This window comes from Kitasatospora sp. NPDC032757 (assembly GCF_055579305.1).
Genome location: NZ_JBVINN010000053.1, coordinates 1 through 12149, shown reverse-complemented (window position 1 = coordinate 12149; position 12149 = coordinate 1). Strand labels below are relative to the sequence as shown.

The 12149-nt window shown below is 70.8% G+C and carries 7 protein-coding genes and 1 rRNA gene; 3 read left to right on the top strand and 5 right to left on the bottom strand.

The window, feature by feature from the left end; all coding sequences use genetic code 11:
• Nucleotides 1-216: 216 nt before the first annotated feature.
• Together ACZ5WK_RS36110 and ACZ5WK_RS36105 are read left to right on the top strand one after the other, a co-directional pair.
• Complete coding sequence (locus tag ACZ5WK_RS36110) at nt 217-1395, top strand: FHA domain-containing protein (RefSeq protein ID WP_465554098.1); 1179 nt, start codon at nt 217-219, stop codon at nt 1393-1395.
• 163 nt (nt 1396-1558) lie between these two features.
• Nucleotides 1559-4447: a serine/threonine-protein kinase gene (locus ACZ5WK_RS36105; protein ID WP_465554096.1), complete on the top strand. Its 2889-nt coding sequence runs from the start codon at nt 1559-1561 to the stop codon at nt 4445-4447.
• A 257-nt stretch (nt 4448-4704) separates the two neighbouring features.
• On the opposite strand, the gene ACZ5WK_RS36100 is transcribed toward ACZ5WK_RS36105, so the two are convergent.
• From ACZ5WK_RS36100 to ACZ5WK_RS36085, 4 genes are all read right to left on the bottom strand, one after another.
• Entirely contained in the window at nt 4705-5433 is a 729-nt protein-coding gene (locus ACZ5WK_RS36100; RefSeq protein WP_465554094.1) for a flavodoxin family protein, read from the bottom strand.
• A gap of 200 nt (nt 5434-5633) precedes the next feature.
• Complete coding sequence (locus ACZ5WK_RS36095; protein WP_465554092.1) at nt 5634-6362, bottom strand: DUF5995 family protein; 729 nt, start codon at nt 6360-6362, stop codon at nt 5634-5636.
• A 177-nt stretch (nt 6363-6539) separates the two neighbouring features.
• Nucleotides 6540-8204 carry a peptide-N4-asparagine amidase gene (locus tag ACZ5WK_RS36090; protein ID WP_465554090.1) on the bottom strand — a complete coding sequence of 555 codons (1665 nt, stop codon included), beginning with the start codon at nt 8202-8204 and terminating at the stop codon, nt 6540-6542.
• 260 nt (nt 8205-8464) lie between these two features.
• Nucleotides 8465-9907, bottom strand: a complete 1443-nt coding sequence (locus ACZ5WK_RS36085; protein WP_405362084.1) for a glyceraldehyde-3-phosphate dehydrogenase — start codon at nt 9905-9907, stop codon at nt 8465-8467.
• A gap of 299 nt (nt 9908-10206) precedes the next feature.
• On the opposite strand from ACZ5WK_RS36085, the gene ACZ5WK_RS36080 reads away from it, so the two are divergent.
• A complete protein-coding gene (locus tag ACZ5WK_RS36080) occupies nt 10207-11895 on the top strand; it encodes a proline--tRNA ligase (protein ID WP_465554088.1) in 1689 nt (562 codons plus the stop codon).
• A 172-nt stretch (nt 11896-12067) separates the two neighbouring features.
• Here the strand turns inward: ACZ5WK_RS36080 and rrf are convergent.
• Nucleotides 12068-12149: ribosomal RNA gene (gene rrf, locus ACZ5WK_RS36075) — 5S ribosomal RNA — on the bottom strand; the annotation flags it as partial.

The window sequence follows — 12149 nt, the reverse complement described above, 5'->3', positions numbered from 1 at the left end:
GCCGCTTGCGTCCTCAGCGGTGTTCGGGGTTCTCGAAGTCGAAGCGGCAGCCGGCGTCCCACTCCGGCCACCCTTCAGCATCTGCACGGCACTCTCGGTCATCCTTCCGGTCCTGCCAGGACGCAGGCGTCCTGTACGAACTGCGGAGCGTGCAGCACCGGTTGCCGGTACCCTCTCTCCCATCACAATGGATCCGGCGACGTGTGTGGGAGAGGTGTGACGAGCGACCTGGCGGCGTTCCGCCGCATGGAGCGTCACCTACGGGGTGAGGCGGCCCGGGCGGACTACCTGGTCGACCTCTCCAATGTGGTGCGCGAGAAGGCGCTCGGAGGTGGCACGCGGAACTCGCTCGAACGGTTCCGGCTGGTCCTCGAGGCGTTGCAGGACTGGACCGGGGACCGGGAGGTCACCGTCCACGCGATCGCCGACGACAACCTCCTGTACCGCCGGTCCGACCCCGACTTTCCCGACCCCGCCGAAGGTGCGCTGCTCCGCGGGTGGCGGGACCGCGGCCTGATCGCCGCGATCGCCAAGGCGGACCCGAACCTCCTCGACCATGCGAAGGTGTTCGGCACCAGGGTCATCAGCGGCGACTACTTCCGGGGGCACCGGGGCGAACACCCCTGGATCCAGGACGACCGCGAGCACTTCCTCCTGCCGAAGCGCGGCGCCGACGGTACGGTCCGGCTGGTCCTGCGCGACATGCGCGTGTTCGCGGACCGGGAGATCTCCCACGAGGGCGAGCGGGACGAGCTCAAGGCGCGGAACCTGCTGGACTTCCGGGGCCGCCCTCGCTCTGAGATCCTTGAGCGGTCCTGGCGCTGCCCGCGCACACCCTGCAACCCCAGCCCGGCGATTCGAGCCGGCAAGGTGGTCTGCCGGTCTCACGGAACGCTGCTGAACGACCTCGGGCCTCGCCGACCCCGAGTGCAGCTCAAGATCATGATCGACGGCGTCTGCCGAGCCTGGGAGAACCTCACGGAGGACGACACCCGGGAGTCCGTCCTCGGGCGCGGCCACCTCGCGCAGATCGAGGAGCGCCATCTCTCCGACGACCGCCGGGGAAGGATCAGCCGGACCCACCTGATCATCGTCTCGCGTCGGGGCACACTCAAGGTCCTGGACACCAGCACCGCCCGCAGTCGGATCCGTACCCTCAGGCCGGGGCGGGAACCCACACCATGGCAGCCCCTACCTCATCATGACCAGCGCTCCGAGGGCGCGCTACGGGAGCGGCTGTTCCGAGGGTTCGGTCCCGATGACGAGATCGAGCTCGTTCCCGGGGTCGTCCTCCGGCGTAGTGGCCAGCGCTGGCCGGGGGAACGCAACGAGGGCGTGCGGGCGAAACCGCCCAGGCGTGCAACGGACGACGACCAGATGACCAGAACAGACTGAGCGTCGAGTAGTCGTCCAGCGTCGTGCGGCGTCACACCGGTGCGACGCCACGGGTCGTCCAGCGGCACACGCAGGCGGGCGGCCTCATGAGACTGCCAGGCTGGGCGCAGAACGCGCTCGCCGGGGTGCAGTGGTGGCCGGAGGACCGGGGAAGGGAGCCGAGGTGGAACCGCTGAGCGAGAACGATCCCGAGACGATCGGGCCGTATCGGCTGTTCGCCCTGCTTGGCCGGGGCGGCTGGGGGAGCGTCTACTTCGCTCGCAGCGAGTTCGGCCGCGGAGTCGCGCTCAAGACGATCCGGCCCGAGCACCTGGCGAGGAATCCGAAGAACTTCCGCAGCCGGTTCGCCCGGGAGGTCGAGGCGGCCCGCGCCGTCGAGAGCGCGTACACCGCCGAGGTGGTGGACGCCGACACGAGCGCCGCCGAGCCCTGGCTCGCCACCCGTTACATCCGCGGGGTCGACCTGGCGGAGGCACTCGACCACTGCGGAACCCCGCTGCCGGAGCGGGCATGGCGAGTCCTGGCGACCGGCCTGGCCGACGCCCTACGCAGCATCCACGCCTCGGACCTCGTGCACCGTGACCTCAAACTCGCGAACATCCTGCTGGCCGGCGACGGACCGTACGTCATCGACTTCGGGATCGCACGGAACGTCTCCCCCGCCGCCGTCACGCTGACCGGCTCCGGGGCCTCACCGCGCACGGAAACCTTCTCCTCACCCGAACAGCTGAAGGAAGAACCCGGGGTGGGGCCGGCGAGCGACATCTTCTCCCTCGGGTTGGTGCTGGCGTATGCGGCGCTGAACCGGCACCCGTTCGGGCCGGGATCCGCGACCCAGATCGGGGCGAACATCCTGCACGGACGCTGGCAGCTCGCCGGCCTGCCGTCCGCCGTCGAAAAGGTCGTCCTCCCCTGTCTGGAACCGACGCCACAGAACCGGCCGACCCCTGAGGAGCTCACCCGACTGCTGCCGCCGAGCGTGTCACCGAAGGAGCAGGAGTGGTTGCCACCCGGGCTTCGACGCGCGCTGGCCGGGCTGTCCGATCTCGCCGTTGACCTGGCCGAGCCCATGCGGTATCGGTGCCCCGAGCAGGAACCGCCGTCCCGCCCCGGGCCCGGTGCCGGACGGCCCCCAGCCGCCGGCACGTCGCCGGCTGCCCGACCAGCCCGCGAACGTGACTTTCCGCCTGCACCGCCTGGACCGTCGGTTCACGAGGCAACTACCCGGTCGGCGACCAACGCCAGGCCCGTGCACCGGGTGCCCGCGCAGACTGCGCCGAAGACTGAACCGTCGCCGCAGCCGCCGGCAACGCCCACTGACGAGGCTGCGGCCGCTCAGGTGTCCGCAAGTGGGCCGGGTTCCCAGTACCGAGCTGCTGCCGAGGCAGGGAGCTCTCATGCCATGCGCCGGCTGGGGACCGCCTACCGTACTGTCCGTGACTGGCAGGAAGCCCTGCACTGGTACCTGCGCTCGGCTGAATCCGGTAATCCCACCGGCGCACTGGAGGCGGCGCAACTGATCGAGCAGCACTTCCCGGAACGGCAGGACCAGGTCGTCTCCCTCCATCGGAGGGCGGCCGAGGGAGGACTCGTCGACTCCGCGATGCGGCTCGGTGAGTTACTGGAGCAGGAACCTGACGAGCTGCCAGAAGCCCTCGAATGGTACGAGAAGGCCGCCGCCTGGAAGCATGAGAAGGCCCCCGAGGCGGTGGCCCGCGTCCGAGCCGCACTGGCCCGCGCCCAGGTGCCCGGTGCGGACGACGCGCTGATGCGCGAGCACGAGGTCGCAGCTCGCCACGGCCAGGTCAACTCCATGCTGGCACTCGCCAGTTGGAATCAGCGAGCGAAGCGCGAGCAAGAAGCCCTCGCCTGGTACCAGTGCGCCGCCGAGGCCGGCCATACCCACGCCATGGTGATGACCGCCCAGATCCTGGTCAAGGATCCGAACCAACAGGCCCAGTCACTCGATTGGTACCGTCGAGCGGCCGCTGCGGACAACGCAACGGCACAGCACTGGATGGGGCGTTGGCATCGCGGGGAGGGTCGGCCGACCGAAGCGCTGGCCCATCTCCGCGCAGCCGCCGACAAGGGGTTGCTCGGCGCCATGACCGACACGGCGGAGGTCCTGGAACAGACGGGGCGGGGGCAGGAAGCGCTCAAGTGGTACCTTCGCGCCGCCGAGAAGGGGTTTCCGAAGGCCCCCCGCGAAGTGAGACGCCTTCGCGCGGCACTGGCCGACACCGGCCCGGCCACGTCCACGTCCACGTCATCAGAGCCCGCGTCCGCCGGTCCCGTCCCGACGAAGGCCGCGGGACAGACGGCGCCGAACCCCACGGTGGGGAGGGACGAGACGGGCAGGCCGAAGTCTGCCGCGCCAAGGACCACGACTCCGCCTGGCCGGAAGCCCGAGGCGCCGACGGCAGCAGGGCAGCCGGATCCCGCGTCGCTGCGGGCCACCGCCATGGAACACGAGACAAGTGGCCGGCTGGAGGACGCCTTGCGGTGCCTTCTTCAGGCCGAGGAACTGCATGACCACACCGTCCGGTGGGACGCCGCCCGGCTGTGCCTCGCACTGCGCGACCGGACCAACCGCCCTGGCGAGCGCAAACAGCTGATGAGACAGGCCATAGGGCTGTACCGCGCTCTCGCCGAGGCCGGGGAGATCGAGGCCATGCTGGCCCTGGTGGGACTGGACTCGGCCAACTCATTCGACTGGCGGCTGCGGGCCGCAGAGGCCGGCAACCCCCAGGCCATGCGGAGCGTCGCCCGGGCCCAGCTGAAGGCAGGCAGCGACGAGCACGTCCAGGCCGCCCTGTCCTGGCTACGCAGAGCCGGAGAGGCTGGCGAGGCGGCGGCCATTCTGGACGGCGCCCGGGCGCATGAACGTCGCGGCGCATATGGAGAGGCCATCGGCTGGTACCGCTGGGCCGACGAGAACGGCGTGATCGGCGCGGCCGCGGAAGCAGCCCGTGTGACAGCTGAACATCCGGGGGCCGCGCGCTTGCATCGATGGTCGGAACTTCTGGAACGCTTGCGCCGCTCGTTGGGTTGACCCGGCCCTGTTTCACTCTCGAGAAGGAATGGCCATGCACCATCCCGACGGTAGAGCGTGGAGCCCCACGGGCCGATGCGGCCGGCAGCGATCGCGGCGGCCCCGGGTCTTCTGGCCAGCGTGGCGCCGGAGTCGCTCACCCGCTGCCGGGAGATCGCCATCATGGCCACCGACGGTCTACGAACAGTGGCCGCACCATGTCGACAGCGCCGACACCGCTCCCCGGGCAGATCCGGGGCCTGCCGGGTCGGGCGCGGTCAGCGGTGTTCGGGGTTCTCGAAGTCGAAGCGGCAGCCGGCGTCCCACTCGGAGCGCTGGTTGCCGTGGGCGGGGACGCCGCCGGCGTCCTTCAGCATCCGGGCCAGGTGGAGCAGGTTCCAGGTCATGAAGGTGGTGTTGCGGTTGGTGAAGTCGTTCTCCGGACCGCCCGACCCGGCGTCGAGGTACGACGGCCCGGGGCCGGCCGGGCCGACCCAGCCCGCATCGGCCTGCGGCGGGATGACGTACCCCAGGTGCTGGAGGCTGTAGATGACGTTCATCGCGCAGTGCTTGGCGCCGTCCTCGTTGCCGGTGATCAGGCAGCCGCCGACTCGGCCGTAATAGGCGTACTGGCCCTCGGAGTTGAGCAGCGAGGAGCAGGAGTAGAGCCGCTCGATCACCTGCTTCATCACGGAGGAGTTGTCGCCGAGCCAGACCGGGCCGGCGAGGACGAGGATGTCGGCGGCCATCACCTGGCTGTAGAGGACCGGCCAGTCGTCGGTCTCCCAGCCGTGCTCGGTCATGTCGGGCCAGACACCGGTGGCGATGTCGTGGTCGACCGCGCGGAGCACGTCGACCTGGACGCCCTGCCGCTGCATGATGCCAGTGCTGACGTCGATCAGGCCCTGGGTGTGGCTGCGTTCGGGTGAGCGCTTGAGCGTGCAGTTGAGGACCACTGCGCGCAGGTCGTCGTAGCGGTGGGGCGGGGCGGACACCGGCTGGGACATCGGCGGGGCCTTTCGGGGGTGGCCTTGCAGGGCCTTGCGGGTGGCCCCGCGGAGCCTTTTTCGGGTGACCCCGTGGGGCCTTGCGGGGCTTTGCGACGGGACGGGTCGCCCACCAGTCCAACCGTCCCGCTCCGCCGCCGCCTGTCGGACTGGGCCGACTGCCTGACCCCGGCGGGCGGGCCAGGGGGAAGAGGGATCCGTCAGGCGCCACCGTCGGGCCGGTCGACCGGGGGCAGCACGGGGGTGAGGAGCATCCGGCCCGCCAGGACGGTGCCCGCGGTGACGGTGGTGAGGGTCGCGTCGTAGAGCGGGCGCAGGTTGCGCTGGTGCCAGAGGGTCTGGGTGGTGGCCCAGGCGGCGTCGCGGGCGCCGGCGATGGAGAAGCTGGCGACGATGTGCTTCAGCGGTTCGGCCGCTCCGGTGGTGACCTTGACGGTCTGCGCCTCGAACGAGGCCCGGACCTCCGCCTCGACCTGGGCGAGCAGCTCGTTCACCCTGAGGTAGTCGGCGTGCACGGGCGGGGTGTCCGGGGTGGTGCGGCGATCGATACAGGTGGCCACCATCCCGAGCGGGAGATCGTGGTTGATGTGGGCGTTCATCCCGGCGAAGGCGAACTGGACCGGCCAGACCACCCGGTTGTCCCTCGCCTCGAACAGCGGTTGCCAGGAGGGGTTCACCGGCCGGCCGGTCTCGTCCGCGTCCACCGCGTCGAAGTAGAGGTTGGCGAAGACCACGTCCAGCCGCTCGATGAACGCCTGGTCCTGGAAGTAGCCCGCCACCAGCCGCTCGCCGACCAGCTCGGTGACCCGCAGGTACATCCGGTTGAAACAGGCCACGCCGTCCCGGGGGTCCAGCCGGGCCTTGATCGCCCGCATCCGCCCGATGACCTCCTCGACGCTCTGCGCGGCCCTGGTCTTCGACCGGGTCATGGTGTCCCCTTCCGAGGCGTTCGGCGGTGCCGTTCGGTCCGACTGCCACCTATACAGACAGGCTGTCGCCGCCACGCCCGCCACCGTCCCGGACACACCGCCCCCGTTCACCCGAACCGCCCCCGCGGGGACCACCGGGGCGGCTCGGAACCGCCGCCACCCCGGCAGCCGCCGGGCCTACCCCACGGGCCAGCCGTCCACCGTGGTGATGCTGCGGTGGTACGGCCCGTCCGGCCCGGTGCTGCGGTAGTCCTCCGCCGAGCCGCCGGTGCGGACGGTGGTGTCGCCGTCGTGCCGGTGGGCGGTCGGGCGCAGCGTGTGGTCGACGGTGGAACGCTCGGTGGTCCGGGCCCCGACGGTGGTGGTGGACCCGCGGTGGTAGCCGAGCTCCATGGCCGTCCGCTGGTCGCTGTTGCCGGCCGCGTCGTGGGTGACCTTGTAGGTGACGTCCAGCGGCTCGCCCTCGTGGACGGTGGTGGTGCGGCGCGGGCCGGCGCCCCAGGTGGCGGTGGTCCGGGTGAGGTCGGTGCGGTCCCGCAGGGTCAGGTCGTTGCCGCTGTCGCGCAGCTGCTGGGCCGAGCCGAACACGAGGTCGTCGCGGACCTCGGTGGTGATGCGCCCGTGCGAGGTCTGCACCCAGCCGCGCGCCAGGTCGTGCCGGTTCGCCGTCACGTCCCAGTCCCCACTGCCGCCGCCGTGGTCGGCCAGGACCGTCCCGACCGTCGCCTCGGGGGCCACCCGGTACTCGGTGAGCTGCCCGGAGGTGCGGGCGGCGCCGTGGTCGGTCTCGGCGAAGAGGTTGACCTGACCGCTCCAGACGTCGTTGCTCTGGGCCTCGGCCGCGTTGACGGTGATGCCGACGCTGTGCGGGCGGCCGTCCAGCAGCAGGCCGACGTACGGGGTGAGGTCGAGGCGGTAGGCGGGCAGGTCGAACGCGAAGATGCCGGGCGTGGGCCGCCAGAGCAGCGGGTCCCACCCGCCGGTGTAGATCACCGGGTACGGCCAGACCGCACCGGCCGTCCGCCCGTCGACGCTGAGCCGCAGTTCACGGAACGGTCCCTTCCCGCAGATGCCGGTCCCCGGGTTGGCGCGTGCGAACTCGTCCGGCGCGGAGGCGTACGCGAACTCCTCGCAGGCGCCCCCGCCCCGCGCGTACACCTCGGCGGTCAGCCGCTCCAGGTTCTGCGGGAAGGTGAGCTCGCGGGCAGCCGTCGGGGCGGCCTGGGTGAGCCCGAACGCCCCGGTGGTCAGCACCCGGTCGGCGGTGCGGGCGGCGGGCCAGCGCGCGGAGGTGGTGTAGAAGGTGAAGCTCGCCGAGATCCGGAACACGCCGGTGTACGTGTCGTCGGTGACGTTGGCCAGGTCGAAGGAGAAGGGCTGCGCCCCGCCCGCGAACAGCGGCGCATAGCGGGTGACGTCCCGCTCGACCGCCCACTCGATCCCGTCCTTGGACGGTTCGGGCGTGGACGAGAGCAGTACCTGCACCCCGCCGACCCGCACGCTGAACAGCCGGTCGAACTGCCGCCCGGCCACCTGCCCGCGCAGCTCCATCACCACGGCCGACCACGGCCCCGTGCACCCCGCGGGCGGCACCACCGTGGCGCTGTACGGCGTGTCCGGCGGGCTGCCGTACCCGTCCCGGAACGGCTGGTCGTGCATCACCTCAACCGTGCAGGAGCGCGTGTCCGGCCTGGTGAGCGGCTTGGCCGCGCTGACCGGGTCGTGATAGTCGCTCCCGAAGTCGGCCTGCGCGGGCCCGGCGGCGGCCAGCGCCCCGGTGAGGGCGAGCACGGCCGCCCCCAGCAGGCGGCCGGTTCGGCGAATCAGCGGACGAACAGCCATCGGTGTCCCTCTCCTCGGCCCGGACGGACGACCCCGGCATCCTCCCGACACTGGCATGCCACCGTCAATAGCGGAGATGATCCTCGCCTCACGGACGGGCCGGCGCAACGCCAGGGCCGGCACCCCGGCCAAGCAGGAAGGCCGCTCCCGCCGGAAGCGGGAGCGGCCTTCGGGCCTGCGCTTTTGGATCGAGGTCCGGGATCAGGGTCCGGGATCAGGGATCAGGACCGGGATCGAACCCCGGAAGCAGACCGCCGGGATCAGACCACCGGGGCCGGGAACGTCGGGTACTCGACGCCCGAGACGTACTGGACGACCCGGATCACCTGGCAGGAGTAGCCGAACTCGTTGTCGTACCACAGGTAGAGGATCGCGTTGTCGCCCTCGACCTTGGTGGCGCCGGCGTCGACGATCGAGGCGTGGCGCGAGCCGATGAAGTCGTTCGACACCGCGTCGGGGGCGGTGGTGAAGTCGATCTGGCGCTTCAGCGGCGAGGTCAGCGAGATGTCGCGGAGGTACTCGAGGACGTCCTCGCGGGTGGTCTCGCGGGCCAGCTGCAGGTTGAGGATGGCGATCGAGACGTCCGGCACCGGCACGCGGATCGAGCTGCCGGTGATCTTCGCCTTGAGGTCCGGCAGCGCCTTGGCGACGGCCGAGGCGGCCCCCGTCTCGGTGATCACCATGTTGAGCGGTGCCGAGCGGCCGCGGCGGTCGGCCTTGTGGTAGTTGTCCAGCAGGTTCTGGTCGTTGGTGAACGAGTGGACGGTCTCCACGTGGCCGCGCAGCACACCGTACTGGTCGTCCATCGCCTTCAGCGGCGGGACGATCGCGTTGGTGGTGCACGAGGCGCAGGACAGGATCTGCTCGTCCGGCTTGATCGTGTCGTGGTTGACGCCGTGCACGATGTTCGGGACGTCGCCCTTGCCCGGGGCGGTCAGGACGACCTTGTCGACGCCGGGGCGGAGGTGCTTCGACAGACCCTCGCGGTCGCGCCACTTCCCGGTGTTGTCGATCAGGATGGCGTCGTTGATCCCGTACGCCGTGTAGTCGACCTCGGACGGGTCGTTGGCGTAGATGACCTTGATCGCGTTGCCGTTGGCGATGATCGTGCTGTTCGCCTCGTCAACGGTGATGGTGCCCTGGAACTGCCCGTGGATGGAGTCGCGGCGCAGCAGCGAGGCGCGCTTCACGATGTCCTGGTCGCCGCCCTGGCGAACGACGATGGCCCGCAGCCGCAGGCCGTTGTCGGAGGCCTTCTCGATCAGCAGGCGGGCGACGAGACGGCCGATGCGGCCGAAGCCGTAGAGGACGACGTCACGCGAGCCGGAGCGCTCGATCTTGTCGGCACCCGTCGCGCCGGCCACCGCCCGGGCGGTGAACTCCTCCACCGACAGGCCGTGGTCGTCGGCACCGTAGGTGGCGGCGAGCATGCCGATGTCGATCTGCGAGGGACCGAGGTCCAGCGTGGTGAGCGCCTGAAGGAACGGCAGCGTCTCGGTGACCGAGAGCTCCTCCCCGGCTATCTGGCGGGCGAACCGGTGGGTCTTGAGGATGCTGACCACCGACTTGTTCACCAGGGAGCGGCTGTGAACCAGGACTGTGACGTCCCTCTCCCGGTGCAGTCGGCCGATGATCGGAATCATCGACTCCGCGATCTCCTCGCGGTTCTTCCAGTCCGTGAACACGTCGTCGTTGACAGTCACAAGTCCATCTTTCGAGCTAGGAGGGTGCCCTCATGCTACCTTCCGGCCGCTGTGCCCCCTCGGCCGGACCCCCTCTGAGCATGGCCTTCCCGTGGCACACCGCCCTTCCCGCCCGTCCGGGACCGCCCCGCCCCGCCGGACGGCCGCCCCGCAACGGCCGCCGCCGGGCACGGGCGGCGGCCGTCCCGAGTGCGCGGGCGACGAGTACGGCCGAGGGGGGCGGCGGCGCTCCCGGAGCGGGCGTCACAGGGCTCGATACGCTTGGCAGCAGCGTTCAAAGAACCCCCGGGGAGAGCCAAATGGTCCTGCGCATGTCCCAGTTGATGCTCAAGACACTGCGGGACGACCCGGCCGACGCCGAGACCACCAGCCACAAGCTGCTGGTCCGGGCCGGCTACGTCCGCCGCTCTGCGGCCGGCGTGTGGATCTGGCTGCCGCTCGGCAAGCGGGTCCTGGAGAACGTCTCCCGGATCGTCCGCGAGGAGATGGACGCGATCGGCGGCCAGGAGGTCCTGCTGCCGGCGCTGCTCCCGCGCGAGAACTACGAGACGACCGGCCGCGCCGACGAGTACGGCGACCTGCTCTTCCAGCTCAAGGACCGCAAGGGCGCGCCCTATGTGCTCGGGCCCACGCACGAGGAGATCTTCACCCAGGTCGTCAAGGACCAGTGCTCGTCCTACAAGGACCTGCCGGTGATCCTCTACCAGATCCAGACCAAGTACCGCGACGAGGCCCGGCCCCGCTCCGGTGTGCTGCGCGGCCGCGAGTTCCAGATGAAGGACTCGTACTCCTTCGACGTCACCGACGAGGGACTGGGCGAGGCCTACCGGCTGCACCGCGAGGCCTACATCAGGATCTTCACGCGGCTGGGCTTCGACTTCCGGGTCGTCTCCGCCGTCTCCGGCGCGATGGGCGGCTCGGCCTCCGAGGAGTTCCTCGCCCCCGCCGCGGCCGGCGAGGACACCTTCGCGGACTGCCCCGCGTGCGACTTCGCAGCGAACACCGAGGCCGTCACCACGGTCGTCCCCGCTGTCGAGGGTGCGACGCACCCCGGACTGGAGGAGATCCCCACCCCCGACACCCCGACCATCGAGTCGCTCGCCGCCCACCTCGGCGTCCCGGCCTCCGCGACCCTGAAGAACCTGCTGGTCAAGGTCGACGGCGAGATCACGGCCGTCGGCCTCCCCGGCAACCGCGAGCTGGACCTCGGCAAGCTCGCCGAGCACCTCGCCCCGGCCGCGGTCGAGCTGGTCACCGCCGAGGACTTCGCCGGCCGGCCCGACCTGGTGCGCGGCTACGTCGGGCCGCAGGGACTGGCCGGGGTACGCTACCTCGCGGACCCGCGGATCGCCCCGGGCACGGCCTGGATCACCGGCGCCAACAAGCCGGGCACGCACGCGCGCAACGTGGTGTGCGGCCGTGACTTCGAGGTGGAGCAGTACCTCGACGTGGTCGTCGTCGAGCCCGGCGACCCCTGCCCGCGCTGCGGCACCGGCCTGCGGCTGGACCGGGCGATCGAGATCGGCCACATCTTCCAGCTGGGCCGCAAGTACGCCGACGCCTTCGAGCTCGACGTGCTGGGCCAGGAGGGCAAACCGGTCCGGGTCACCATGGGCTCGTACGGCATCGGCGTCTCGCGCGCCGTCGCCGCGCTGGCCGAGCAGACCGCCGACGAGCAGGGCCTCTGCTGGCCCCGCGAGGTCGCCCCGGCTGACGTCCACGTCGTGGCGGCCGGCAAGGCCGTCCAGACGGAACTGGCCCTGGAGCTCTCGGAGAAGCTGGCGGCGGCCGGGGTGCGGGTCATCGTCGACGACCGTGCCGGCGTCTCCCCCGGCGTCAAGTTCACCGACTCGGAGCTGCTCGGCGTGCCGACGGTACTGGTGGTCGGCCGGCGGGCCGCCGAGGGCGTCGTCGAACTCAAGGACCGGCGAACCGGTGAGCGCGAGGAGCTGACCGTCGAGGACGCGCTGACGCGACTCTCCGTGTAGCACCATACGTAGCACCACCGCGTAGCACCAGCGCGCACGCCATTTTGCAGGCCGCCCGTTGACGCTTCCCCGGTTCACGGGGCGCGTCGGCGGGCGGCCTTCGTGTGGGGCCGTTAGCAGAAATGCAAATAGGCCCCATCCGTTCCCGGATGGAGCCTATTTGTGAATGATTGTTCGGCGGCGTCCTACTCTCCCACAGGGTCCCCCCTGCAGTACCATCGGCGCTGTGAGGCTTAGCTTCCGGGTTCGGAATG

Bases quoted from the DNA above. Each gene is read 5' to 3' on its own strand.
- ACZ5WK_RS36100 (WP_465554094.1), bottom strand. From the start codon at position 5,433: ATGTCCCAGCCGGTGTCCGCCCCGCCCCACCGCTACGACGACCTGCGC.
- ACZ5WK_RS36080 (WP_465554088.1), top strand. From the start codon at position 10,207: ATGGTCCTGCGCATGTCCCAGTTGATGCTCAAGACACTGCGGGACGAC.
- ACZ5WK_RS36090 (WP_465554090.1), bottom strand. From the start codon at position 8,204: ATGGCTGTTCGTCCGCTGATTCGCCGAACCGGCCGCCTGCTGGGGGCG.
- ACZ5WK_RS36095 (WP_465554092.1), bottom strand. From the start codon at position 6,362: ATGACCCGGTCGAAGACCAGGGCCGCGCAGAGCGTCGAGGAGGTCATC.